Consider the following 24,111-nt stretch of genomic DNA (forward strand, 5'->3'; position numbering starts at 1 on the left):
GGTGTGGGCACGGCGGGGGGAGGGTCGAGAGCCAGCTCGATCAGCCGAAGCTCTCGTAGTGCACCCGCTCGAGCCCGATCCCGGCCGAGCGCAGCAGGCTCATCGCAGCTCGGGCGTCTCCTCTCAGACCCACTGACAGGGCTCGGAGCAGAACGTGGAGAGGCGTCCGTCCTTGGCGACCTGCAGGGCAGCGGGCTGTCGATGAACCCGGCGGCGTGGTCAGGACGCGGCGTCCAGGCCTACGCCGCCAGGACGTCCACGATGTCGGCGCGGATCTTGGCCGGCTCGACCGTCGGCGCGTAGCGCTTGCGGACCTGGCCGTCGCGTCCGATGAGGAACTTGGTGAAGTTCCACTTGATGGCGTCGCCGAGGACGCCGCCCTTGGCGCTGCGGAGCCACTTGAACAGCGGGTCGGCGCCGGAGCCGTTGACGTCGATCTTGGCGAACATCGGGAACGTGACCCCGTAGTTCAGCTGGCAGAACGAGCCGATCTCGTCGGCGTCGTCGAACTCCTGGTGCGCGAACTGGTCGCAGGGGAAGCCGAGAACGGCGAACTCGTCGGCGCCGAACTCTTGGTACAGCTCTTCGAGGCCCTTGAACTGCGGGGTGAAGCCGCACTTGGACGCCGTGTTCACCACCAGCACGACCTTGCCGCGGTAGGCGTCCAAGGGATGTGCGCCGCCGGTCAGGGCGGACGGGGTGAAGTCGTAGAGCGTGGTCATGCGGGACCTCCTGTGCCGGGTACGTCCAATGGAAGGCGGACGCCGCCCCGGCTATTCCGAGCCGGGATCGGGCGCCTGCGGCGTCCGAACGAGAGACTCCGACGGACGCCCCGGCGTCTGAGCGCCACGGACGCGAGGATTCCGCCCCCGAGGGGGCGCACCCGGGGACGCCCCACCCTGGCGAGGGGGGCCGGCCGGGAGCATGCTGCAGTCATCGCTCGAAGGAGGATCGATGACAGAGCAGCCCAGCGCCCCGGACGAGTCGGGGACCGACACCAGCGGCGTCCTGAGGGACGACTTCGGCTCGTCGGCGTTCGCGGCGCCCGAGGGCGCAGCTGAGGACGAATCCGGGGACGCCGCTGACGGCGGTCAGCTCCTGCCGCTGCCGCCTGACCCGGCGCTGGAGCCGCGTCCGCCGAGCGGCGTCGGGCTGTGCCTGTCGGGCGGCGGGTATCGGGCGATGCTGTTCCATCTCGGCTCGCTGCTGCGTTTGAACGAGGCCGGGTGGCTGCCGAAGCTGACGCACGTGGCGTCCGTGTCGGGCGGATCGATCACGGCGGGCGTCCTGGGGCAGCGCTGGAACGATCTGGACTTCGTCGGCGGGGTCGCCACGAACCTGAGGGACGTGGTCATCGACCCGATCCTGGAGTTCGCCGGACGCACCGTCGACGTGCCCGCCGTGCTCCTCGGCGTGTGGACCGGGAACGTCGCCGGACGCGTCGCCGGCGCCTACGACCGGCACCTGTTCGGCGGCGCCACCCTGCAGGACCTGCCGTCGGATGGCCCGCGCTTCACCATCCTGGCGACCGACCTGAGCAACGGGGTCTCGACGCAGTTCTCGAGGGCGTCCATCAGCAACTACAAGTCGACCGACGCGTACAAGGGCTACACCGTCAAGAAGCCGACCACGCGTCTCGCGGACGCCGTCGCCGCGTCCTCGGCCTTCCCGCCGTTCTTCACGCCCTTCAAGCTGGACCTGCCGTCCGGACGCCGCGTCCTGCTGACCGACGGCGGCGTCTACGACAACCTCGGGCTGGAGCCGGTGCTGAAGAACGTCGGGACGATCTTCGTCTCCGACGGGGGTGGGCCCTTCGGGATCACGGCCAAGCCGCCCACGGACTGGCTGTTCGGGACGGTCCGGGTGCTGCTGACGATCCAGTCGAAGGTGGGCGATCTGCGGCGGCTGCAGGTGGTCAAGGCGCTCGTCAAGAAGCAGCGGGCGGGCAGCTTCTGGGCCGTCGACACTGATCCGGCGGGGTTGACGCGCCTGGCGTCCACGCTGCCGGTCTCGCGCGCGGACGCCACCGCGCTCGCCCTGTCGCCGACCCGGCTGGCGCACTTCGCTCCCGAGTTGCGGCATCGCCTGGCCAACTGGGGCTACGCCGTCGCGGACGCCTGCCTGCGCGCCTACGTCGATCCCAACCTGCCCGAGCCAGCCGGCTTCCCGCTGCCGGACGGGGTGGGGGACGTCCGGTGAGCGCGTTGATTCGTGGGGACGCCGCGGTCGCGTCGGGCGCGTCCGTCCGGTCATGAGCCGGGACGCCGGGCGGCCGGACGCCCGCACGATCGAGTTCGACGACCTGGACCTGCCCGCTGGCTGGCGCCGGGTGGGCGTGCGGGCGCTGGTGCGTCCGGCGGGGCCGACGGCGGGGGCCTCCTGGAGCCGACGCCTGGGGAGGCTGGACGCCGAGCTGCGGTCCGCGATCGAGGGCAGGCTGAGGCAGGCCGCGCGGCTTGGGGTCGTCGCGCCCTGCACGGTCGTCTTCGCCGAATCGCTCGTGGTCGGCGACGTGGTCGTCGTCTCGGTCAGCGTGGGGGACGGCGGACCCCGGTTCGATTGGGCGCAGCTGCTGCTCGATCGGCTCGCGCGGGTGCCCCAGCTGGGGCAAACGGAGCGTCCGGACCTGGGGCGGCTCCTCGAGGACGCCATCGCGGGCGGAGGGCCGCTGACGCGTGATCAGTTGCGGGAGCTCGGGCATCACCTCGACCGCTGGAGCGACGGGCGTCCGCACTTCACCCACGCCGGGCCACCCGAGCCGTCCGGCGCGGAACCAGGATCCGACGACGGCCCGGCGCCAGCGCCGCCGCAACCTCCTGCTCCGGAACCGGTCAACAGCGAGCCGTCAGAGACCCTGCCCGGGGACGAACCCGCCCCACCACCACCGCCGCAGCCTCCTGCTCCGGACCCGGTCAACACCGAGCCGTCAGAGGCCCTGCCCGGGGACGACCCGGCTCCGCCACCACCGCCCGCGCCAACACCGCCGACCCCGCCTGCGGATCGGCTGCTGCAGTGCGAGGTCGGCGCGGAGGGTGCGCCGTTCCACGACAACGTGCTGCGCGCCGGACGCAACACGGTCTACGTGTTCGTGGGCGCCCAGGAGTCCACCGCGGTCGCGGCCGGGTTTGTGAGCAACGCGGCACTGGGTCTAGAGGCGTCCGAGCAGGTGACGATCACCGTCCAGCTCACGCCGCTCGCACCGGTCGTCGGCGCTCCCTCGATCGGCCAACTGGTCGTCCACCAGGCCGGACGCACCGAGAACCTGCCGTTGCTGTGGGACGTCCCGCCGGGCACCACGGACGCCCGCGCCCAACTCGCCCTGACGCGCGACGGACGCGTCGTCGCCGTCGCCGACCTCGTCGGACGCGTCGGCGGACCCGTCACCCTGACCGCCGTCATGGGCCTCGGCCCGTTGGACGCGAGCCGTCCGAGGTCGACGGCCCCGTCCGTGGTCCTGGACGCCGACGGCGCCGGACGCCCGACGGTCACGGTCCCAGGGAGCCGGGTGGACCTGGTGCCCGACCTGGCGGACCTCGCCGAGTCGCTGCGCAAGGCCCTCAACCAGGCGGTGAACCAGCCGCGACGCGCGACCGCCGACAGCCGTGAGTCGTGGCGGTCCATCCTGGTGGCCGCTGCCCAGGCCGGACGCGACCTCTTCCTGCAACTGCGGCCTGTGCTCGGTGGCCTGGCGGACGCCGACGCGATCCAGGTCGTGGCGTCGCGCGCGGCCAGCGCGCTGCCGCTGGAGCTGCTCTACCTGCTGCGTGCGCCGCGGGCCAACGCCACGCTCTGCCCGGCGTGGGCGTCCGGGGGCTGTTCGCCGGCGACGCCGCACGACGAGCACGTCGTGTGCCCGTCCGGCTTCTGGGGCGTGACCAGGGTTGTTGAGCGCCACTACCGCCCGACCGAGCAGGATTCGGCGCTGGTCAGCGTCGCGGTCCCGGACGCCGACAGGCAGCGACTGCGCCTGGACGGACTGCTGCTCGCGGCGTCCACGAAGGTCACGAAAGCCGACCTGCGCGAGGCCGGACTGGACGGCGCGACCCGCGTCCGGACCTGGGACGCCTGGCGGCGGGCGCTGAGCGAGCCGGGCGCCGGCGTCCTCGTGCTGATGCCGCACACGACGCCGGACCCGCCGACGCTGGAGGTGTCGAATCAGACGCTGCACCGGGCGTCCATCGAGGCGGATCTGGTGACCGGCGGACGGGCCGGCGAGCCCGTCGTCGTGCTGTTCGGCTGCGACACGGGCGGCTCGGCGGACGACCCGATCGGGTTCGCGACGAGGTTCCTCGGGGCGGGGGCGGGCGTCGTGTTCGCGTCGTTCACGCTGCTGCACGCCGCGGTGGCGCCGGTGCTGGCGTCCCGGCTGGTGGGGGCGTTGAGAGATCCCGGACGCCGCGGCCAGACCGTGGGACGGGTGCTGACGGACGTCCGGCGCGAGGTGCTGGCGGACGGGTGGTTGGCGGCGCTGGCGATGACGGCGTACGGGGATGCGGACTGGGAGGTCTGATGAAGATCGAGATGCTGCCCGCCGAGCGCGGGGACTGCCTGTGGGTCACCTACGGGACGCCGGAGCGGCACGTGCTGATCGACGGTGGTCCCGTGCAGACGATGGGCACGCTGGTGCCCGAGTTGGAGCGTCGGCTGGCGGCCTTGGGGCCTGGGGATGACCGCGTGGAGTTGCTGGTCCAGACCCACATCGACGCGGACCACATTCAGGGGCTGACGTCGCTGCTGAGTGATCCGGAGCGGGTGAAGCTGTTCCGGGATGTGTGGCTCAACGGGTATCGGCACGTGCAGTCGGCGGTCTTGGGGGCGCCCGATGCGGAGATGCTGACGGCGTCGCTCCTGCTTCATCCCCAGCGGTGGAACGCGGCGTTCGGGGGCGAGGCGGTGTGCGTGCCGAGGTCCGGGCCGTTGCCGGTGGTTGAGCTGGCGGGCGGTTTGAAGCTGACCCTGTTGGCACCGACGAGGGAGGCGCTCGCGGCGCTCGCTCCCGAGTGGGAGAAGGCGGTCGGTGAGCTGGCGGGCAAGGGCCGGCCGACGCCGGCGAGCAGGCGGCGGGGCGGTGTCTTGGGGTTCGATGCGGACGTGGCTGCGGCGGCGCCGTTCAAGGAGGACCGATCGAAGCCGAACAGTGCCGGGATCGCGTTCATCGCCGAGGCTGACGGACGCCGGGTGCTGTTCCTTGCGGACGTGCCGCCGAGGTTCGTTCTGGCGGCGTTCGACCGGCTGGGGCCTGGGGCCCAGCGGTTCGACGCGGTGAAGCTGTCGCATCACGGGTCCCGCAACAACACGAGTCTCGAGTTGTGTCGGCGGATCTCGTCGCCGCGGTGGCTGGTGTCGACGAACGGGGCGCAGTTCGGGCACCCGGACGCGGAGGCGCTGGCTCGGGTGATCGTGACCCAGGATCGTCCGACGTTCTGGTTCAACTACGAGACGAAGTTCGCCGCTGACGTGGTCACGGGGGCGGGGAGCCGGTATTCGGTCGAGCTGCCGCCGATGCGGGGCGGCAAGCGCGGCGAGGGGATCGTGGTCGATCTTGGGGTGGCGGGTTGAGCCGAGGAGAGGTCCGGCGAGGGGTGCGCTCGGGGCGGCGCGCGAGGTCTTGGACCTGGTCATCGACGTGCGGGCGCAGCCCGGGTCGCGGAGGAGTCCTCAGTTCGGACGCGACGAGCTGCCCGGCATGGCTGAACGAGGCCGGCATCGGTTACGCGGCTGGACCGTCTGGCACCTCATCGGCGACGCGCCGCCAAGGCGCCACGAGCTGGGTGCGTGGGGACCAAAAGCCCTCCGGGACGCCGACGGCCGGCTGACCGATCCGGCGCTGCGGCGGTCCGCGCACTTGAGCCGATCGAAGGAGGAGTGATTGGAGGTCGGGATGATGAGGGCCACTGCTCGGAGTTTCGCTGGGGCTTGTATCGGTGCGGCTGTCCCAGTGCGTCGACAGAGCTCCCCGCTGCCCGCATGGGCGGTCTCGGACTGCCGCTTGTTCGAGGGGTGCCGTCCGCGCTTGGTCGAGGTGCTGACCTAAGCTTCGGCCATGTCCGAGGACGCCGCGGCACGGCTCAAGACGGCCCTTGATCTCTTCGAGGTCGGCCAGGATCTCATGCGCGCCCGGCTTCGACGCGAGAACCCAGAGTGGGACGAGCAGCGACTAGCGGACGAGATCCGAACGTGGCTTCGGCATCGACCGGGTGCCCTCGATGGGGACTACCCCGGGCCACGCTCTACGCGCCAACTGCGAGGGCTCGCGTGACGAATCCGGTCTACGCCGCTCTGGCTCAGCTTGTCAGAGACCTCGAATCACTTGGCGTGCGCTGGGCCTTGATCGGTGGCTTGGCCGTCTCGACTCGCGCTGAACCCCGCTTTACGCGTGACATCGACCTCTGCGTGGTGGCCGCGGATGACAAGGCGGCAGAGCACGTGACTCTCTGCCTCCGAGATCTGGGCTACGACGTGATGGCGCTCGTGGAACAGGAGTACGTAGGGCGCCTCGCGACGGTCCGGTTAGCCCCGCCGCTTGCCGGTGGGGTTGTCGTCGACCTGCTGTTTGCCTCATCCGGTGTTGAAGGCGAGATAGCGGCCGTTGCGGAGCGACTTGAGATTCTCCCTCGCATCGTCGTGCCAGTCGCGAGCGCAGGGCACCTGGTCGTGCTGAAGCTGCTCGCCCACGACGACTCGCGTCCCCAGGACGCCGCTGACCTCGTTGCGCTCCGCGCGGTGCTGAGCCCGAACGACCAGGCTGAAGCGCTCCGTCTCGCGGCCCTGGTGGTCATGCGCGGCTTCCATCGAGACCGCGACCTGATCAAACTCGTCGAGTCCTACCTGGCGTCTGGCTAAGCGACGAAGCCAATCCCAAGCTCGATCCGCCGAGGTGCCTGTGACAAGGCAGGTCGAGCCAAACGATCCGGTTTGCGGGGCTAAACGATACCTTGTGCAGAGATCAAACGATCCGCTTGCAGGCCAGGTGTCGAGATGCAGCGAAGGCTGCACTAGTGGGCGCTCAGGACTTCGCACACCTCGACTCCGGTCAGCCCGCTGTGCAATGTAGAGAGCTGAGAGGGTCCCTCAGAGTGCGAGGCGGTCACGATCATGTCGAGGTCAGATCGGGCCCGGGGGCGGTGCAGGCGCCATCCACTGGCTGCTTCTGCCTCGGGCGAACCGGACTGGGTACGGTCGGGACATGGCATCGGCTTCGTGCGGTGCCGAACGCAATGAGAGCGAGGCACTATGAGCACGCTGCTCGGTTGGCTTGGTCGTTTGTGGTTTGGCTCATTGGGCACCGCGCGGCCGGACCCGTCAACGGCAGTCGCAGCAGCAGGCTCGACGGATGTCACGAGTACTCAGGACGCCTGGGCGGTACTGTCGCTGGTCAACGAGTGGGTGAAGCACTCCGAAGCTAAGCTCGGGGTCGTCCTAGCATTCGTCGGTGTGATGGCGGCGGGGCTCATCACGATCGCAGCAGATATCCCATGTCCGTCGCTGGTCATCCTGTGCATCGAGGGGGCCGCCGCGGTTCTCATCCTCGCCTCGGCCGTCCTCGCCTCTCTGGGGCTCCTACCTCGGTTCAAGGGGCAGAGCGAAGAAGCCCAGATGAACCCGCTCTTCTACGGCGACGTGGCGAATCACTTCAAGGGGAAGTCCGAGGAGTATGTCACCGCCCTCTCAGGCGTCATCGGCAGCCAAGACGCCTTGATCCGACAGATCGCCCGCCAGGTCCACGCCAACGCCGATGTCGCGAGCCGGAAGTACCTGTGGGCGAACCGGTCCATCCTCGTCGGGATGCTTGGCTTGGTTTGCCTCTTCGTGCTGGCGGCGGGTGTCGCTCTGGGTTGGTGAGCACCAGAACTGTCAGGGCCGTCCCGTAACCTCCGGACCATGAGTGATGAAGACCTGTTCCTTACCGCCTTGCTCGACTCCCTCGGGAAGGAGGTCAACACCGTCCTCAATAACTCCCCGATCAAGGTCGAGGAGAAGGATGGCGACTTCAAGGCAGAGGACATCCCCAGCCCTTCATCTGACACCTGGGTAAAACTGCCCGAGGTCGTGGCCGTGGTCTGCGACCTGAAGGGCTCCACCCACCTCGGCACGGGGAAGCACGACACATCAACGGCCCGCATCTACAAGAGCGGGGTGGAGGGTGCGGTCCGCGTCTTTCACGAGTTCGGGGCCAACTTCATCGACATCCAAGGCGACGGTGGCTTCGGACTCTTCTGGGGCGAGCGCGCTCACGAACGTGCCCTTTGTGCGGGGGTGACCATCAGGACCTTCAGCGAAGAGTTCGTTGAGCGACTCGAGAAGCGCTGGCCGGAGGGACTTCCCGAGACGGGCTACAAGGTTGGAATCCATGCTGCGCGGACTCTCGTGAAGCGCATCGGCACCAAGCGAGAGATCTCGGAGCAAGAGGCCGTATGGGCTGGCAGGCCCGTCAACTACGCGGCCAAGTGCGCCCAGAGCGCGGACCGTCATCAAGTCATCATCACCCAGGCTGTATGGGACAAGATGAAGGACAACGACTTTATCGCCTTCAGTTGTGATTGCGGCGACGGGCCCACAGCCAATCTCTGGACCGATGTGACGGTGGATCGGCTACCCGAGGAAGACCGGGATGCTGTTGTCCTGAACTCGCCGTGGTGCAAGACGTGCGGCCCTGCGTTCTGCGAGGCCATCATGGCCGGAGAAAAGAAGCGAGACATCCCTTCGGCTGTCCGCACCGGCATCAACAGGATGAAGATGCAGAAGGCCTTGGAAGCAAAACGCCTGCGCGACAGCTCCCGCAACAGCGCCCTGAGAGGGGTGCGATAGCGCTCGGTCCTGACAGTGTGATACTGCGGTGAGGCGACCCAACACCATTCTCAACCCGGAGAGGGTAAAGCGTCACCGTGGCCAGTCAATCTCCCTGACGCGTCCTAGTGGCGTGTCGATGAAATAACTTTATGGTTGTGTGTCACTATGGGGTATGGCGAACAAGACAGCCCCGGCGTTGGTGTTGCGGGAGGGTGACCGGGCCGAGTTGGAACGGTTGACCCGGGCGGGCACGGTGCGGGCGTCGGCGGCGCAGCGGGCCCGGATCGTGTTGCTGGCCGCCGACGGGGTCGGCAACCAGGTGATCGCGGACACGGTGGGGGTGTCGCGTCCGACGGTGAACCTGTGGCGGGACCGGTACACCGCGCGTGGCCTGGCGGGGCTGGAGGACGAACCGCGTCCGGGTCGGCCCCGGCAGGTGGACCGGGCGGCGATCCTCGCGGCCACCTTGGTACCCCCGCCTGCCAGCCTGGGGGTGACGCACTGGTCGTCGCGGCTGCTCGCGCCCAGGGTGGGGGTGGACCATGCCACCGTCGCCGGGGTGTGGAAAGAGTTCGGGGTGAAGCCGTGGAAGGAGGACACGTTCAAGTTCTCCACCGATCCCGAACTGGTCGCCAAGGTGACCGATGTCGTGGGCTTGTACCTGGCGCCCCCGGACAACGCCGTGGTGTTGTGCGTGGACGAGAAGTCCCAGATCCAGGCGTTGGACCGGACCCAGAAGGTGCTACCACTCCGGCCCGGGCACGCCGAGCAACGCACCCACGACTACGTCCGGCACGGCACCACCACCCTGCTCGCCGCCTTGGAGGTCGCCACCGGGACGGTGACCGGCCTGTGCAAGGACCGGCACCGCCATCAGGAGTTCCTGGTGTTCCTCAAGCACGTCGCCCGCGCCTACCCCGAACGCGAGTTGCACCTGGTGATGGATAACTACGCCACCCACAAGAAGGCCGAGGTCCGCGACTGGCTGGCGGCGAATTCGCGGATCCACGTGCACTTCACCCCGACCTCGGGATCGTGGCTCAACCTGGTCGAGGTCTGGTTCGGGATCATCGAACGCCAAGCCATCCGCCGTGGCACGTTCACCTCGGTGCGGGACCTGATGGCCAGCATCCGCGCGTTCATCACCGGCTGGAACCGTCGCAAGCACCCCTTCATCTGGACCAAGACCCCCGACGAAATCCTCGACAAAATCGACCGCAAACGTAAACACGTCTCATCGACGCGCCACTAGCGTCTTTGGCGTGGCTGCCGAACGGGATCATTCAGGGAGATGGCGTTGCGGAAGGAAGCATTGAGGGAACTGGCAGCGGGCTCGCATGAACGGTGGTTTCCGGGGTATGTGATGAAGAGGCGTCGCTCGCCATCCAGGATCCGACCTGCAGCGCTATGGCGCCGACAAGGAACGTCGAGGCGCCCACGCGGTAGAACCACCGGAGCTTGTGGTCGGAGTGCATGACCGTTCTGTCGCCTTCCCGAGCGGTGCCCTCGCGGCCAGAAAGGAAGGCAACTAGGCGTCCGACGGGCTGCGGACTTCGCTGCGTGATGCCCGCAGTCAGATGGGCTTCTGGAAGGTACTGTGAGATGGCGTTCTCCAGTTGAGTGCCCTCTGCCACAGCGGCCTTGAGGAGCGGGTGGTACCAGAGCCGATCCACGAAGTAGAACGCGTACCAGAGGATCAGCCCTAGGATCAGCACCGCGCTGCCGAGGCTGATTGGGCCGAGAGTCGACTTGTCCTTCGCGGCGACTCCGGCAGCGCCCAACGCGAACGTGGCGACGGTCAATGCGAGACCCCGAATGCGCCACTCGATGCCGTTGAAGTGCTGCTGCACCTCAATGCTGGTCTTCCACATGGTCACGTAGTGGCCGACGGCCTCGTTCGGGCTGAGGCTCGTGATGGCCAGCGGCGGATCTGTTGCCCCGCTCTCTTGGGTCGCTTCGGGGTCAGCCATGCTCTGAGCCTAGGCCAGGCCGAGTACGGGCAGTACCTCGGCGAACTCGTGCTGACAGGTGTGCGTCGCTGTGATCGGACGGTTGGAGCCGACGTGAGTTCGTTCCCGTTCAACGTCCTCGTCAGTCCAGTGCGTGACACGGCGTAGTAGGTCGTATCCGGGGTGTTGCTGGACTTCCCCGTAACGAGCGTGGACGTCGGTGACGTGCGCCTGCTGCGCCATAGCGACGTCCTTCATCAGGCTGTCGCCCATGTAGACGGCCTCGTCCGGCTTGAAGCCGACTGAGTCGAGGATCGAGAGCAACACCTGGGCGTTTGGCTTCAGGACCCCTCTCGGCACGTGCCTGTGTTCGGTTCGGTCGAGTTCGTAGGACGAATCGGGTTGGCTCCGCATGTCCTCGAACTTCTTGCCCGTCGGCAGGTCGTGGTCCGGGGCCGAGTAGAGAACGTCGATGACGCCGTCGAGACCGGTCCGCTTGATGCGCCACATCGTCCAGTAGGCCAGTGATTCCGTGTAGGCGACGACTGAGATGCCGGCTGACTTGGCCTTGGTTAGGGTGTCGAGGACTCCTGGGTACAGCTGGGTGCAGCGTCTGCGTTCGCTCCGGAGTAGGTCCACGGCTCGCGGGAACGCCTGCCATGGCTCCACGCCTCCCGCGGCGTCGATCAGGGAGGGGACTTCGCTCAGCAGGTTGGAGTACTCGGTGGTGCCGTGCTTCTGGTGAAGGGCACGGATCTCACTTTCGAGCACGCTGCGAGGCACCCCCGAGTCCTCTTCGAGGGCCAGCAGCATGGCAGAGAAGGAAGCGTGCCACGCGGCGAACCAGTCCCACAGCGTGTTGTCCAGGTCCGTGACCAAGACCAGCTTCCGTCCCTGCATCATGGCTCCAACGTACTTGCTCCCTCTGACACTGCGTCGCCGTGGGCGTACGACTAGGCAGCGCGGCAGAGCCCGCTGCTCTCCAGACAAGGTTTGGTGTAACCGAGACGTACCCAGACGGATCGCGCTGGCGGTTTGTGTGGGTGGCCTGTTCGATTCGGGAGATCATCATCCTTCTTGCTGGTGCAGATGGCACCCTGCCGCGTCACGACTTGGTGACACCGGTTCGCCTTGTCATCCTCATTGAGTACTGCTCGATGACAGCAGGCTGGCGTAGGTGGCCTATGGTGTGACCGTGACGTTCAAAGTAGGGTTGCCGGACGGGAGTCACCCAATTCCCTCACCAACCAATGCGAGCCTCACCAGCTCTCGTGACCAGCGACGAGGTCCCATGAAGCCCCGACTGGATACTGCTCTCAAGGCACTGGGGGAGCAGAGAACTATCCAAGATGTGTTGGCCCTGCTCGACGACTATCCGAGGCCAACCAGCCAGCCTTGCCTCCGATACGCGTGTCGGCAACCCGCCCTATGGCCGGCGACCGGTGGGCATCCACAGGGCTTCTGCAGCGACTCTTGCCGGCGCCGATTTGTGATCGAACGAACTCATTTGCGCGAACAGGAGCAGGAACTGGTCGCGTGCCTCCAACTGCCGGCGTCGGTCCGAAAGCGGAGACGAGTCGAACTCGCCCTCTCGGCAGTTCGTTGGCAGCTGATGCGGTACCTGACGGCAGCGGAATGAGGCACCGCCGCTGGTCTAGCCGGCAGCACTACCTGCGGACCCTCGGAGGCGGTCCAAGAGCCGTTTCACTTCGGCGGGGGTCTCACCGGCTCGTAGTCGCTTGAACACCGGCCAGCCGTGCAGATCGACGCCGAGGTCTTCGGGGAGGAAGCCAGCGTCCCTGAGGGCCGCAGCCTCCTTCGCTTGTCCAGGGCGAAGGAAAACACGCCATGCATCGCGATCAGTGCCTGTGAAGCCGTGGAGCGCCCACGAGGCGTCCTCCCACGCTGGGGCAACGTCGTAGGCCGAATTGCCCAAGCCGACCGACCCATCCTTGGGAGAGAAGGTGGTCGCGCGAAGATCGCGATCACCAAGGCGCCGACCCGACGCACCAACCTCGTCGCGCTTCTGCGGCCCACTCGTTCCGCGACGCTCCCAGGGCGGGACCGGCTGGATCTGTCGCGCTGGGTGTCGGCCCAGATGCTCGTACACCTTGAGGCGCACCGGCTCCTCCAACGACTTCTTCGCCGGTGTGACCGCGTGCTCCCCGATCGCGTTCAACGTCTCCATGACGACGTCTACATCGACGTTGAGCTCCTTGGCGAGGTCCCGGGCGGAGTATCGGCGGTGAGGCTCCGGCTGGAGCTTTGTTTTCCAAACCACAAGGAACCTGGCCTCTCCGGGTCGCCCTTCGGGAGCGCCCCTTCACGCAGCGCTTTCAGAGTCAAAGGTAGGGGTCGAGTCCGACACTCTTGGGCGAGGAAGAGGCGACCGGACGTGCCATCCGGGGGCTGAGAACCGCCCAGGGGCTCGCTCAGGAACCTCATATGCAGCACACGAGGCTGTTTGTGCAGTCTTCCCTGCATCTCGACACCAGGGGTCTATCGCTGCATGTCCACGAACCGGCTCATGGCACCCTGGAACGCCACCGGAATCACGTCCGTCGCACCGTTGCGATGCTTGGCGACGATGAAGTCGGCTTCGCCGGCGCGGGGGGAGGTCTTGTCGTAGGCGTCCTCGCGGTGCAGGAGGATGACGACGTCGGCGTCCTGTTCCAACGAACCCGATTCGCGCAGGTCAGAGAGCAGCGGCTTCTTGTCCTGCCTGGTCTCCGGACCACGGTTCAACTGCGACAGCGCCACCACGGGCACCTCGAGCTCCTTCGCGAGCAGCTTGATCTGCCGCGAGAACTCCGAGACTTCCAGCTGACGCGACTCGACCTTCTTGCCGCTCGACATGAGCTGCATGTAGTCGATGATGATCAGCTTCAGGTCGTAGCGCTGCTTGAGCCGCCGCGCCTTCGCCCGAATCTCCATCATCGTCAGGTTCGGGCTGTCGTCGATGAACAGCGGCGCCTGCGACACCTGCGCGGTCTTCGAGGCGATGCGCGCCCAGTCCTCATCCTTGAGATCGCCCTTGCGGATGTGGTTCAGCGGCACGGACGCCTCCGCGCTCATCAGGCGCATCACGATCTCGCTTTTGGTCATTTCCAGCGAGAAGAAAACCGAGCACAGCCCGTGCTTGATGGACGCCGCCCGCGCGAAGTCGAGCCCGAGCGTCGACTTACCCATACCCGGACGCGCCGCCACGATCACCATCTGCCCCGGATGCAGGCCGTTCGTGAGGTGATCCAAATCGATGAACCCCGTCGGGACGCCCGACATCACCCCGTGCTGCGACAGCGACTCGATCTCGTCCAGGGTGATCTCGACCAGCTCCGACAAGGGCTGATAGTCCTCGGACGCCTTCCCCTCGGCGACCTCGTAGATCTCCTGCTGGGCCCGGTCGACGATGTCGTTGACGTCGCCGGACGCCTGGTAGCCCATCTGCGAGATCTTCATCGACGCATCGACCAGCCGCCGCAGGATCGCCTTGTCGCGCACGATTTCCGCGTAGTAGGTGGCGTTGGCCGTCACCGACACGCTGGACACCAGTTCGTGCAGGTAGATGTGGCCACCGACCTGCCCCAGTTGGCCGCGCTTGCCCAGCAGGTCGGCCACCGTGATGGGGTCGGCCGGCTCGCCGCGGCCGTAGAGATCCATGACCGCGTCGTAGATCGACTCGTGGGCCATGCGATAGAAGTCGCGGCCCTTCAGCACCTCGGTGACTTCGCCGATGGCGTCCTTGCTCAGCAGCATGGCGCCCAGCACGGACTGCTCGGCGGGGAGGTCCTGCGGAGGCGTCCGGTCGGCGTACCCACCCCGGGGCTCACCAAACGCGACAACTGTCTCCGCTGACATCAATCCGCCCTTTCCACGAGCCTGCCCGCACGCTACGAAGAGGCTCCGACAGTTTTGTCGGCAGACCCCGCGGTCCCCCCGGATCACTCGCTCCGTACCGGCCCGGCGACCCGTTCCAGAGAACGGACGGGGCAGGTTTCGGGGCAACTCGTTCACCGAAAGGTAGACCCCCGGAAGCGACCTCACCACTCGCCTATGCACGGCCCCTGTGGAGAACATGTGGATCACTGTGGAGACACGCCGTCGGCCCTGTGAACGACACGCCCGGCGCACAGCGTCCCCCCGCTCAAGACTGAAGTGAAATCGCGTTCGACAAGGGGCGATGCTCCTCGGTCATGTGGATTTTGAGATCTTTTTCAAGCAGTCGTGGGGTGTGGGCGACCACTTGACAGGCCCGCCGTAGCCAATGGTAGGGAGGACAAAATATCTCGCTCATCCACACTTCATCCACAGGACTGCTGCGCTCCCAGATACCCCCAAGGGGTATGCTGACAGGCGGAGGGAGTGGCCAGTAGGATGAACGTCACCATGTCGACAACAACAGATCTTCCTGTGTTTGGTGAACAACACGAAAACAGCCCTGTCCCGACGGCTCCCGCAGCCTGCTGCGCGCCGGCAGACGGTCAGGCGCCCGACGGAGCCGACGGGTGCGCCTGCCACGCCCACCACGGCTACATGGGCAACAAGGAGGGCTACCTCCGGCGCCTCAAGCGCATCGAGGGACAGGCCCGCGGCCTCCACCGCATGATCGAGGAGGAGCAGTACTGCATCGACATCCTCACCCAGATCTCGGCCGTCACCAAGGCTCTGCAGTCGGTCGCCCTCGGGCTGCTCGACGACCACATGGCGCACTGCGTTCTCGCCGCCGCCCAGGCCGGCGGGGAGGCCGCTGAAGAGAAGATGGCCGAGGCGTCCGAGGCGATCGCGCGCCTCGTCCGTTCCTAAGATTTCATCGGACGCCGTCGCGCGCGTCGGCGTCCACCCAGGCACAACGACCCAACCACAGCGGACGGGTCCTCATCACCCGCCCGTCGTCCAACCAAGGGAAACGCTATGAAAGACATCGAACTGACCGACACGTCCGCGCCCGCCGCGGGGGGCTGTGGCTGTGGCTGCGGCCACGCCGAGAAGGTGGCCGAGAAGACCTGCGACTGCGGCGCCGACTGCACCTGTGGTTGTCAGGACGGCAAGCCGTGCACGTGCGGCGCCGAAAAGACCTGCGACTGCGGCGCCGACTGCGCGTGTGGCTGCCAGGACGGCAAGCCGTGCACGTGCGGCGCCGAGAAGACCTGCGACTGCGGCGCCGACTGCGCCTGTGGCTGCCAGGAGGGCAAGCCGTGTACGTGTGGCGGTGAGAAGAGCTGCGACTGTGGCCCGGACTGCTCCTGTGGCTGCCAGGACGGCAAGCCGTGCACCTGCGCCAAGGCCGAGGCCGTGCCTGCGGCGTCCGGCGTGACGGCGACCTACACCGTGACCGGCATGACGTGCGGGCACTGCGTGAAGGCTGTCACCGAGGAGGTCTCGGGCATCTACGGCGTCACCGGCGTGGACGTCGACCTCGCCTCCGGCAAGCTCACCATCACCTCGGACGCCCCGGTCGACTTCGACCGCGTCGTCGAGGCGGTCGGCGAGGCCGGCGACTACACGGTCGAGTAGGCCACGGCGGGCCTTCCGCCACCCACGCCTGAGCCATCCAGACCGTCGCCGCCCCGCGCCACTGGGTGCTGACCATCTCGGTTCTCCGAGAGCTTCAGCACCCAGTCCCCGCGGGGAGGGCGTCGGTCAGGGCATCCGGCACCTCGAGCTCCTCCCGGGAGCAAAACCCAACGCATCGAACCACTTGGCGTCCCTCGGATGCCCGGTCCGTCGGTGCGGGAAGGAACACCATGTCCACCCAATCCCCGCCCACCCTCACGCCCACCGGCGCCGTCGGCGTCCGGCTTCGCGAAGCGATCGACCTCGAGATCAGCGGCATGACGTGCGCGTCCTGCGCGGCCCGGATCGAGCGCAAGCTCAACAAGCTGGACGGCGTCACGGCGTCCGTGAACTACGCCACCGAACGCGCCCACGTGCTGGCGCCGCCGGACACCGATCCCGGCACCCTCATCCAGGTCGTCGAGGCGACGGGCTACGGCGCCGCCGTCCCTGAACCCGAGGCGCCGCCCGCTGACCACACCCCCGGACTGCTCCGCGACCTCATCCTCGCCGCCGCCTTGTCGGTGCCGGTCATCGTGCTCGCGATGGTGCCCGCGCTGCAGTTTCCCGGCTGGCAGTGGGCTTCGCTGGTCCTCGCGACGCCCGTCTATCTCTGGTGCGGACGCCGCTTCCACCGCTCGGCCTGGGTCAACCTGCGCCAGGGCGCCACCACGATGGACACCCTCATCTCGCTCGGCACCACCGCCGCCTACCTGTGGTCGCTGTACGCGCTGTTCTTCACCGAGGCCGGGATGATCGGCTATACGCACCCGTTCGAGTTCCGGCTCGAACGCGGCATGCCGTCGATCTACCTCGAAGCCGTGGTCGGCATCATCACGTTCCTCCTTGCCGGACGCTACTTCGAGGCCCGCACCCGCCGGGACGCCTCCGCCGCGCTCCGCGCCTTGTTGACGCTGGGGGCGTCCGAGGTGACGGTCGTCGTGGACGGCGCCGAGCGGGTCGTCGGCATCGATGCGCTGGCCGTCGGGGATGAGTTCCTCGTCCGGCCCGGCGAGAAGATCGCCACCGACGGGGTGGTCGTGGCGGGGGCGTCCGCGGTGGACGAAGCGCTCGTGACGGGGGAGTCCCTGCCCGTCGACAAGGCGCCCGGCGACGCCGTCATCGGGGCGACCTTGAACACCAACGGACGCCTCGTCGTGCGTGCGACGAGGGTCGGATCCGATACGCAACTCGCCCGGCTGGGGCGGATGGTCGAGGAGGCGCAGACCGGCAAGGCTCCCGTCCAGGCGTTGGCCGACCGGATCTCGGCGTGGTTCGTGCCGGCCGTGTTGGTGCTGGCCGCGCTGACGCTGGTCGGCTGGCTGGTCGCCGGCGAGGGCCTGGTGTTCGCCGCCACCGCGGCGGTGGCGGTGCTGATCATCGCGTGCCCGTGCGCCCTCGGGCTGGCGACCCCGACCGCGCTGCTCGTCGGCTCGCTCAGGGGTTCGCGGCTGGGGGTCGTCATCGCCGGTGCCGAGGTGCTCGAACACGCCCGCGGGGTCGACACGATCCTGCTCGACAAGACCGGCACGGTCACCACGGGTCAGATGCGGGTCGTCGACGTCACCGTGGCTGGGGAGTCCTCCGCCGGGCTCGGCGCGGTCGACCGCGGGGATCCTGGCGCGTCCGGTGGCGCAACGGTGCACCCGACTCACGAGCAGCGCACCGCCGACTTGCTGCGGCTGGCGGCGACGGCCGAGTCTGCGTCCGAGCACCCGATCGCCCGAGCGATCGCGGCGGCGACCGACGAACGGGGCGTCCTGGGCCACTTCGAGAACCTGCCGGGGCACGGAATCCGGGCCGAGGTCGACGGTCACACCGTTGAAGTCGGCCGCAACGCCACTCATGGCGGGAATCGGCTCGACTACGAGAAGCAATCCCGCCACGATCCGCGCACTACGGTCACGGTGAGCGTTGACGGGACCTTTGCGGGCACGATCGTGGTCGCCGACACGGTCAAACCGACGTCCGCAGCGGCCGTCCGGGCGCTCAAGGACCTCGGCCTGCGTCCGATCCTGCTCACCGGCGACCACGAGGCGTCGGCGCAGGCCGTGGCGGCGTCCGTCGGCATCGACGCCGTGGTCGCGGGGGTCCGACCCGAGGGGAAGGTTGCCGAGGTGACCCGACTCCAGGCCACCGGACGCCGCGTCGCCATGGTCGGCGACGGCGTGAACGACGCCCCCGCGCTCGCCCAAGCCGACCTGGGCATCGCCATGGGCACCGGCACGGATGCGGCGATCGAGGCGTCCGATCTGACCTTGATGCGGGGCGACCTGCTGCTCGCCGTGGACGCCGTGCGGCTCTCGCGGCGCACCCTGCGCACCATCAAGCAGAACCTGTTCTGGGCGTTCGCGTACAACGTGGCGGCCCTGCCGCTGGCGGCGTCCGGCCTGCTCAGCCCCATGATCGCGGGCGCGGCCATGGCCTTCTCGTCAGTGTTCGTGGTCGCCAACAGCCTGCGTCTGCGGGCCTTCAGGGGCGTGGCCGCCTAGCTGTTGCGCCGGACGCGTCCGCATGCTCGGATGGACGGACACGACGAAGGAGCCACCATGGAACACCGCCTGCTCGGCGCCAGCGGACTGTCCGTCAGCCGCCTCTGCCTCGGCACGATGACGTTCGGCCACGAGACCGACCGCGACGGCAGTTTCGCCCAATTGGACGCCTTCTCCGCCGCCGGCGGCACCTTCATCGACACCGCCGACGTCTACACCCGCGGTGCGTCCGAGGAGATCGTGGGCGCCTGGCTCGCGGCCCGCCCCGAGGTGGCCGGCGACATGGTCATCGCTACCAAGGGTCGTTTCCCCATGGGGGACGCCCCCAACCACGTCGGCCTGTCGCGCAAGCACCTAGCCGAGGCCCTGGACGCCTCACTGCGCCGCCTCGGCGTCGACGCGATCGACCTGTACCAGCTGCACAGCTTCGATCCGCTGACCCCGCTGGACGAGACTCTACGTTTCCTCGACGACGCCGTCGCCGCGGGGAAGGTGCACTACTGGGGGCTGTCGAACTTCCTCGGTCACCAGATCGCCACCATCGGCGAGCGCACGGCGGCGCGCGGCTGGGTGCCGCCCATCTCGCTGCAGCCGCAGTACAACCTGCTGACCCGCCACATCGAACTCGAGGTCCTCCCCGCGGCCATCGACTACGGCCTCGGCCTCATGCCCTGGAGCCCGCTGGCCGGCGGCTGGCTGACCGGCAAGTACACCCGGACCACGCGCCCACAAGGGGCGACGCGCCTCGGTGAGAACGCCAACCGCGGCATGGAGGGCTACGACCGCCGCAACACCGAGGCCACCTACCGCGTCCTCGATGTGCTCGCCGAGGTCGCGGACGCGTCCGGGATCACCATGGCCCAGGCCGCCCTCGCCTGGGTCGCTGACCGCCCCGGCGTCACGTCGCCGATCATCGGCGCGCGCACGACCGAGCAGCTGGCCGGCTCCCTCGCGGTCGCCCACATGCATCTGGACGCCGACGCTTCGGCCCGCCTGGACGCCGTCAGCGCCCTCGACCTGCCGGACTACCCGTACGGCGAGCTCGGCATCGAGCAGCGCAGCCGCAACGTCCAAGGCGCCCGCTGACCCTTCGACAGGCTCAGGGACGGGGCGCGTAGCTCAGTAAAGGGCGCTGGGCCCTTCGACAAGCTCAGGGAACGAGTTCGGCAAGGCACTCGACTCGCTCAGGAAACTGGGAACTCGGGTCGTTGGCTGAGCTTGTCGAAGCCCGCATGCGTCCCTGTCACGCCACCCCAAAGCCCAAGGGCCTGTCAGCCCCACGGCGGGATCGCGTGCATCGACTCGGGGACGACGCGTCCGGCGGCAAGGTCTTCGTAGAAGCCGATCATCTCGGCCGACTGCCGCTCAATCGTCCACCAGGACGCCATCTCGCGGCTGCGCGCCCGGGCGATCGCGCGCGCGGTCGGATCCTCGAGTTTGCGCAGCATCCGCACCAGGACGCGGGCCAACGACTCCGGCGACGGACGCGCGAACAGGCCGTTGACGCCCTCGTCGATGACGAGCTTCAGCTCGGCGTCCACGCTCACGATCGGCAGCCCGGCATGCGCGGCCTCGTGCAGCACCAGCGCCTGGGTGTCGGTCAGCGACGGGAACGCGAACACGTCCGCCGACTCGTAGTAGGGCGCCAGCAGGTCGCGGTCGACCTCGCCGACCAGCGTGACGCCGCCGCGTCGCCGCGCCCGCGCGAGCCGCTGCTTGAGGAGCGGCGACTTCGTCCAGTCGCCGACGATCATCAGCTCGGCGTCCGGCATCGCCTCGCGGACCCAGCTGAAGGCGTCCAGCAGCAGCGGTATGCCTTTCTCGGGTGCGATGCGTCCGATGTAGATGATCCGCGGACCCGCGCCCCGCGCCACGGCCGGCCCGGGCGGCAGCGCGTCCGCGCCGTTCGGCGACACGCGGACGCGCGCCTCGGGCGCCAACTCCTTCACGCGGACGGCCGTCTTGTCCGACGGCGTCGTGACGAGCGCCGCCGACATCAGCATGTCCGCCGCCGCGCTCAGCAGCGCCAGCCGCGACATGCCCCGCCGCGGACGCAGGAAGCCCTTCAGCCCCCGCAGCTGCTCCCGCACCGACGCCCGGTCGAAGCCGTGCGCGTTCATCTTGATCAGCCGCACCCAGGCGTCCAGGAACGGCGTCAGCTGCGCGTAGTGGTCGGCGTACGCCTCGAAGTCGGTGTGCCAGGTGACCAGCAGAGGGACGCCGCACCGTTGCGCCGCCCACACCCCGAGCAGGCCGACCGAGCCCAGGCCGTGCACGTGGATCACGTCCGGCGGATCGGTGGCCAGGGCGTCCAGTGCCCTTTCAAATCCTCGTCCGGACGCCAGCCGCGCCGGCACGCCCGGCAGCAGGATGGACGGCAGCCGCAGCTCGCGGCGTCCGGGCTTGTCAGCGTGCGGATTCGGGCCGTCGCAGGCCGGCGCGACCACGAGACACTCGTGCCCGGCGCTCAGCAGCGCCTCCTCCAGGAACTGCACCGCGTACAGCACGCCCGAGTGCCCGGGGCCGTAGTTGTCGGTGAACAGCGCCACCCGCAGGCGGCGCGACGGCGCGTCGCCCAGGCCGGATTCCGCATCGATCACGGACGCCGCGGCCTCCGGCGCGTCCGTGGCGGCGGGCACCGCAACCCCGTCTGCCGCGCGTCGCTGGGCGTCGTCCGTTGCCTCCGGCACGGCCGGCTCGGACGCGCGCGCGTCGGCTGGGTTCGGACCCGCATCCCCCTCGTTCACCCTTGCACTCTATTGCGCTCGGCGCGCGAGGCCCTCCCGCCCCACCACCGACGGCCGGCACGCGCGGTGTCACAGGTCCGCACGATCGGCGTCCGAGCCATGACTTCGGACGCGCCCACGGTTACACTGGAGCCGACGGGCCACCCGCCCGGATCTCAACCCCGAGGAGCACCCATGGACGCGTTGCTGAAGCCCTTCAAGGCGTTCTTCGGCTGGCTGGCCGCGGTGTTCTACGAGGTCCGGCACGGGCAGGAAGACCTGGACATCCTCTACCCCGATCGGCGCCAGGCGACGGGTCCGGAGGCGGTCACCAACGCGTCCATCGCCGGCAACATGTCGGCAGGTCCCGGCCTGCACTGACGTCCCGGGGTATCGGCCCGCGTAGCTCAGCCCCAGTAGCCCTCGTGCACCGAGGCGGCCAGCGCGGCCAACTCGGGGAACGGGCCCACCACCTCGATCGCCTTCTGGCCGCGGGCGAACACCTCGCGGCAGGGCAGGTCCAGGGTCGGGTTCTGCTCGTCGGCGCCGGTGAGGGTGAGCAGCTCCTTCTCGGACAGCGCATAGACGACGCGTCCGACGCCGCCCCAGTAGATCGAGCCTGCGCACATCACGCACGGCTCGGCGGACGTGTACAGGGTGGTCTGCGCCAGTTCGGCCTTCGTGAACAGCCCGGACGCCCGCGCCATCAGCGTCGTCTCGGCGTGGCCGGTGCAGGTGCGCTCGGTGATCTCGATGTTGCCCTGTTCGAGCAGCACCTCCCCGTCCGGCGAGGCCAGCAACGCCCCGAACGGGGTGTTACCGGACGCCCGCGCTTCGGCCGACACCCCGATCGCCCGGCGCAGCAGCGCGACGTCCTCGGCGCGTCCCATCAGCCGCGGACCAGCTTCACGCGGCACTCGCCGGGGGCGTCCGAGAGATAGGTCCACGTGAGGTCCGGCGTCCGCAGCTTGAGGTTGCCCAGCAGGCCGGCCGGATCGTGCGGGGCGACCAGGATCAGCTCGGCCCCGACCGGCAGCGAGCCGATCGCGCCGAAGATCGCGCCCGGACGCACCACCGGCGGCACCAGCCGCACGTCGAAGACGTCGCCGTCCGCGTTGGGCTCGCCGCAGTTGCACCCGTGTTCGTGGTCGCTCATCGTTCTCCTTGGTCTGGACGCCGCGGCGTCCATTCTGTCATCGGACGCCGTGGGCGGCGGTCCGCGCGGCTCGGCAGTCTGGCCGGGGGCTGGTGGACCTCGGTAGATTGAACGCTGTTGTCGGCCCACCCTTGGCGCAGACGCGCCCGGCCGAAGCAGACCATCTCGAAAGGCATCCCATGACGAACCCCGACGCCGTCGCCGCGGCTCCCGAGCCGGCCCCGCTCGCACCCCCCGCCGGCATGGCGGTCCTGACCCTGGACGCCCCCGCGGCGCCGCAGGCCGTCCCGACCACGGCGGCGCCGAAGATGGCACCGCCCGTGACGGCGCAGCAGCGTCCGGTGCTGGACGCCAAGGTCGACCAGTTCCTCAACGCGGTGACGGCCGAGCAGGCCAAGAGCCCCGAGTTCGAGGCGCAGGCGGCGGCCGTCCGCAGCATGGGCGACGTCGACATCCAGAAGGCAGCCGAGCAGAGCAACCGCATGCTGGCGACGCCGGTGAAGGAGATCGACCGCGGGGGCCTGTCCGACACGAGCAAGGTCGGCAAGACGCTGCTCGAGCTTCGGCGCACCGTCGAGGACCTCGACCCGAGCCAGGCGCAGAAGGCGACCCAGAAGATCCTCGGCATCTTCCCGTTCGGCAAGAGCCTGGAGGACTACTTCCGCAAGTACCAGAGCAGCCAGCAGCACCTCAACGCGATCCTGCACGCGCTGCGCCAGGGCCAGGACGAGCTGACCAAGGACAACGTCGCGCTCAACATGGAGAAGCAGCAGCTGTGGACGACCATGTCGCGGCTGAACCAGTACATCTACATCTCCGAGCAGCTCGACACGAAGCTGTCGGCGCACATCGCCGAACTGCAGGCCAACGATCCCGAGAAGGCGAAGATCCTCAGCGAGGACGTGCTGTTCTACGTCCGCCAGAAGCACCAGGACTTGCTCACCCAGCTGGCCGTCTCGATCCAGGGCTACCTGGCGATCGACGTGATCATCAAGAACAACCTGGAGCTGATCAAGGGCGTCGACCGGGCGTCCACGACGACCATCTCGGCCCTCCGGACGGCGGTCATCGTCGCCCAGGCCCTGGGCAACCAGAAGCTCGTCCTCGACCAGATCACCGCGCTCAACGAGACCACGTCCGGCCTGATCGAGCGCACGTCCGAGATGCTCAAGACGAACAGCGCGAAGATCCAGGAGCAGGCGGCGTCCTCGACGATCCAGCTGGAGAGCCTGCAGAAGGCGTTCGCCAACGTCTACGAGACGATGGACACCATCGACGCCTTCAAGGCCACCGCGCTGAACACGATGAGCCAGACGATCGGCGTCCTCGAGTCCGAGGTCGAGAAGTCGAAGTCGTACCTGGCGCGCGTCGGGCAGTCGGAGGCCGCGGCGAAGCAGGTCGCCTCGCTGGACATCACCGAGTTCAAGAGCTGACGCGCGAGCGTC

21 protein-coding genes and 1 pseudogene are annotated in these 24,111 nt (G+C 68.5%); 14 read left to right on the top strand and 8 right to left on the bottom strand.

The window, feature by feature from the left end; translation table 11 throughout:
- Nucleotides 1-239: 239 nt before the first annotated feature.
- Entirely contained in the window at nucleotides 240-722 is a 483-nt protein-coding gene (locus FN821_RS01230) for a glutathione peroxidase (RefSeq protein ID WP_131170727.1), read from the bottom strand.
- Nucleotides 723-954: 232 nt separating this feature from the next.
- On the opposite strand from FN821_RS01230, the gene FN821_RS01235 reads away from it, so the two are divergent.
- The 8 genes from FN821_RS01235 (at nucleotide 955) to FN821_RS01270 (ending at nucleotide 10,042) form a co-directional block, all read left to right on the top strand.
- Nucleotides 955-2,199, top strand: a complete 1,245-nt coding sequence (locus tag FN821_RS01235) for a patatin-like phospholipase family protein (RefSeq protein WP_165489184.1) — start codon at nucleotides 955-957, stop codon at nucleotides 2,197-2,199.
- 52 nt (nucleotides 2,200-2,251) lie between these two features.
- Nucleotides 2,252-4,510 (top strand): hypothetical protein, encoded by a 2,259-nt coding sequence (locus tag FN821_RS01240; protein WP_131170729.1) that lies wholly within the window; start codon nucleotides 2,252-2,254, stop codon nucleotides 4,508-4,510.
- Nucleotides 4,510-5,559, top strand: coding sequence for an MBL fold metallo-hydrolase (locus tag FN821_RS01245; RefSeq protein ID WP_131170730.1), 1,050 nt, complete (start codon nucleotides 4,510-4,512; stop codon nucleotides 5,557-5,559). Before FN821_RS01240 ends, FN821_RS01245 begins: the two co-directional genes overlap by 1 nt.
- 484 nt (nucleotides 5,560-6,043) lie before the next feature.
- Nucleotides 6,044-6,259: a hypothetical protein gene (locus FN821_RS14990; protein ID WP_221929103.1), complete on the top strand. Its 216-nt coding sequence runs from the start codon at nucleotides 6,044-6,046 to the stop codon at nucleotides 6,257-6,259.
- Entirely contained in the window at nucleotides 6,256-6,843 is a 588-nt protein-coding gene (locus FN821_RS01255) for a nucleotidyl transferase AbiEii/AbiGii toxin family protein (RefSeq protein ID WP_131170731.1), read from the top strand. The genes FN821_RS14990 and FN821_RS01255 overlap by 4 nt, the downstream gene beginning before the upstream one ends.
- Before the next feature lie 390 nt (nucleotides 6,844-7,233).
- A complete protein-coding gene (locus FN821_RS01260) occupies nucleotides 7,234-7,842 on the top strand; it encodes a Pycsar system effector family protein (protein WP_131170732.1) in 609 nt (202 codons plus the stop codon).
- A gap of 39 nt (nucleotides 7,843-7,881) precedes the next feature.
- On the top strand, nucleotides 7,882-8,808 hold the full coding sequence (locus tag FN821_RS01265) for a Pycsar phage resistance system uridylate cyclase PycC (RefSeq protein ID WP_131170733.1): 927 nt from the start codon (nucleotides 7,882-7,884) through the stop codon (nucleotides 8,806-8,808).
- A 154-nt stretch (nucleotides 8,809-8,962) separates the two neighbouring features.
- Nucleotides 8,963-10,042, top strand: a complete 1,080-nt coding sequence (locus FN821_RS01270; protein WP_131170734.1) for an IS630 family transposase — start codon at nucleotides 8,963-8,965, stop codon at nucleotides 10,040-10,042.
- 31 nt (nucleotides 10,043-10,073) lie between these two features.
- Here FN821_RS01270 and FN821_RS01275 read toward each other — a convergent pair whose 3' ends face one another.
- The 4 genes from FN821_RS01275 to dnaB form a co-directional block, all read right to left on the bottom strand.
- A complete protein-coding gene (locus FN821_RS01275; protein ID WP_180319724.1) occupies nucleotides 10,074-10,760 on the bottom strand; it encodes a hypothetical protein in 687 nt (228 codons plus the stop codon).
- Between the two features lie 9 nt (nucleotides 10,761-10,769).
- A complete protein-coding gene (locus FN821_RS01280) occupies nucleotides 10,770-11,642 on the bottom strand; it encodes an HAD family hydrolase (protein ID WP_131170735.1) in 873 nt (290 codons plus the stop codon).
- Nucleotides 11,643-12,393: 751 nt separating this feature from the next.
- Entirely contained in the window at nucleotides 12,394-13,020 is a 627-nt protein-coding gene (locus FN821_RS01285) for a hypothetical protein (RefSeq protein WP_131170736.1), read from the bottom strand.
- A 218-nt stretch (nucleotides 13,021-13,238) separates the two neighbouring features.
- A complete protein-coding gene (dnaB, locus tag FN821_RS01290; RefSeq protein ID WP_131170737.1) occupies nucleotides 13,239-14,597 on the bottom strand; it encodes a replicative DNA helicase in 1,359 nt (452 codons plus the stop codon).
- 675 nt (nucleotides 14,598-15,272) lie between these two features.
- Between dnaB and FN821_RS14575 the strand changes: the two genes are divergently transcribed.
- The 4 genes and pseudogenes from FN821_RS14575 (at nucleotide 15,273) to FN821_RS01310 (ending at nucleotide 19,870) form a co-directional block, all read left to right on the top strand.
- Nucleotides 15,273-15,542, top strand: a complete 270-nt coding sequence (locus FN821_RS14575) for a metal-sensitive transcriptional regulator (RefSeq protein ID WP_241660041.1) — start codon at nucleotides 15,273-15,275, stop codon at nucleotides 15,540-15,542.
- Between the two features lie 507 nt (nucleotides 15,543-16,049).
- Nucleotides 16,050-16,247, top strand: a pseudogene (locus tag FN821_RS14995) (heavy-metal-associated domain-containing protein); the annotation flags it as partial.
- Between the two features lie 236 nt (nucleotides 16,248-16,483).
- Nucleotides 16,484-18,784 (top strand): heavy metal translocating P-type ATPase, encoded by a 2,301-nt coding sequence (locus tag FN821_RS01305; RefSeq protein ID WP_131170739.1) that lies wholly within the window; start codon nucleotides 16,484-16,486, stop codon nucleotides 18,782-18,784.
- Between the two features lie 57 nt (nucleotides 18,785-18,841).
- Complete coding sequence (locus FN821_RS01310; protein WP_131170740.1) at nucleotides 18,842-19,870, top strand: aldo/keto reductase; 1,029 nt, start codon at nucleotides 18,842-18,844, stop codon at nucleotides 19,868-19,870.
- Nucleotides 19,871-20,055: 185 nt separating this feature from the next.
- On the opposite strand, the gene FN821_RS01315 is transcribed toward FN821_RS01310, so the two are convergent.
- Nucleotides 20,056-21,531, bottom strand: a complete 1,476-nt coding sequence (locus FN821_RS01315) for a glycosyltransferase (RefSeq protein ID WP_131170741.1) — start codon at nucleotides 21,529-21,531, stop codon at nucleotides 20,056-20,058.
- A gap of 174 nt (nucleotides 21,532-21,705) precedes the next feature.
- On the opposite strand from FN821_RS01315, the gene FN821_RS01320 reads away from it, so the two are divergent.
- Entirely contained in the window at nucleotides 21,706-21,891 is a 186-nt protein-coding gene (locus FN821_RS01320; protein ID WP_131170742.1) for a hypothetical protein, read from the top strand.
- Nucleotides 21,892-21,917: 26 nt separating this feature from the next.
- Here the strand turns inward: FN821_RS01320 and FN821_RS01325 are convergent, their stop codons facing one another.
- Nucleotides 21,918-22,400 (bottom strand): nucleoside deaminase, encoded by a 483-nt coding sequence (locus FN821_RS01325; RefSeq protein WP_131170743.1) that lies wholly within the window; start codon nucleotides 22,398-22,400, stop codon nucleotides 21,918-21,920.
- Nucleotides 22,400-22,666, bottom strand: coding sequence for a DUF2249 domain-containing protein (locus FN821_RS01330; RefSeq protein WP_165489185.1), 267 nt, complete (start codon nucleotides 22,664-22,666; stop codon nucleotides 22,400-22,402). Before FN821_RS01330 ends, FN821_RS01325 begins: the two co-directional genes overlap by 1 nt.
- A 179-nt stretch (nucleotides 22,667-22,845) precedes the next feature.
- Here FN821_RS01330 and FN821_RS01335 point away from each other — a divergent pair, with 179 nt between their 5' ends.
- A complete protein-coding gene (locus FN821_RS01335; protein WP_131170745.1) occupies nucleotides 22,846-24,099 on the top strand; it encodes a toxic anion resistance protein in 1,254 nt (417 codons plus the stop codon).
- Nucleotides 24,100-24,111: the final 12 nt, after the last annotated feature.

Origin of the sequence: Propioniciclava tarda, assembly GCF_900182665.1 — a bacterium.
Taxonomy (GTDB): domain Bacteria; phylum Actinomycetota; class Actinomycetes; order Propionibacteriales; family Propionibacteriaceae; genus Propioniciclava; species Propioniciclava tarda.

What these genes read in the sequence shown, in the direction of transcription:
- FN821_RS01230 (WP_131170727.1), bottom strand. Translation starts at nt 722, where the DNA reads ATGACCACGCTCTACGACTTCACCCCGTCCGCCCTGACCGGCGGCGCA.
- FN821_RS01235 (WP_165489184.1), top strand. Translation starts at nt 955, where the DNA reads ATGACAGAGCAGCCCAGCGCCCCGGACGAGTCGGGGACCGACACCAGC.
- FN821_RS01240 (WP_131170729.1), top strand. Translation starts at nt 2,252, where the DNA reads ATGAGCCGGGACGCCGGGCGGCCGGACGCCCGCACGATCGAGTTCGAC.
- FN821_RS01245 (WP_131170730.1), top strand. Translation starts at nt 4,510, where the DNA reads ATGAAGATCGAGATGCTGCCCGCCGAGCGCGGGGACTGCCTGTGGGTC.
- FN821_RS14990 (WP_221929103.1), top strand. Translation starts at nt 6,044, where the DNA reads ATGTCCGAGGACGCCGCGGCACGGCTCAAGACGGCCCTTGATCTCTTC.
- FN821_RS01260 (WP_131170732.1), top strand. Translation starts at nt 7,234, where the DNA reads ATGAGCACGCTGCTCGGTTGGCTTGGTCGTTTGTGGTTTGGCTCATTG.
- FN821_RS01265 (WP_131170733.1), top strand. Translation starts at nt 7,882, where the DNA reads ATGAGTGATGAAGACCTGTTCCTTACCGCCTTGCTCGACTCCCTCGGG.
- FN821_RS01270 (WP_131170734.1), top strand. Translation starts at nt 8,963, where the DNA reads ATGGCGAACAAGACAGCCCCGGCGTTGGTGTTGCGGGAGGGTGACCGG.
- FN821_RS01275 (WP_180319724.1), bottom strand. Translation starts at nt 10,760, where the DNA reads ATGGCTGACCCCGAAGCGACCCAAGAGAGCGGGGCAACAGATCCGCCG.
- FN821_RS01280 (WP_131170735.1), bottom strand. Translation starts at nt 11,642, where the DNA reads ATGATGCAGGGACGGAAGCTGGTCTTGGTCACGGACCTGGACAACACG.
- dnaB (WP_131170737.1), bottom strand. Translation starts at nt 14,597, where the DNA reads ATGTCAGCGGAGACAGTTGTCGCGTTTGGTGAGCCCCGGGGTGGGTAC.
- FN821_RS14575 (WP_241660041.1), top strand. Translation starts at nt 15,273, where the DNA reads ATGGGCAACAAGGAGGGCTACCTCCGGCGCCTCAAGCGCATCGAGGGA.
- FN821_RS01305 (WP_131170739.1), top strand. Translation starts at nt 16,484, where the DNA reads ATGTCCACCCAATCCCCGCCCACCCTCACGCCCACCGGCGCCGTCGGC.
- FN821_RS01310 (WP_131170740.1), top strand. Translation starts at nt 18,842, where the DNA reads ATGGAACACCGCCTGCTCGGCGCCAGCGGACTGTCCGTCAGCCGCCTC.
- FN821_RS01320 (WP_131170742.1), top strand. Translation starts at nt 21,706, where the DNA reads ATGGACGCGTTGCTGAAGCCCTTCAAGGCGTTCTTCGGCTGGCTGGCC.
- FN821_RS01325 (WP_131170743.1), bottom strand. Translation starts at nt 22,400, where the DNA reads ATGGGACGCGCCGAGGACGTCGCGCTGCTGCGCCGGGCGATCGGGGTG.
- FN821_RS01330 (WP_165489185.1), bottom strand. Translation starts at nt 22,666, where the DNA reads ATGAGCGACCACGAACACGGGTGCAACTGCGGCGAGCCCAACGCGGAC.
- FN821_RS01335 (WP_131170745.1), top strand. Translation starts at nt 22,846, where the DNA reads ATGACGAACCCCGACGCCGTCGCCGCGGCTCCCGAGCCGGCCCCGCTC.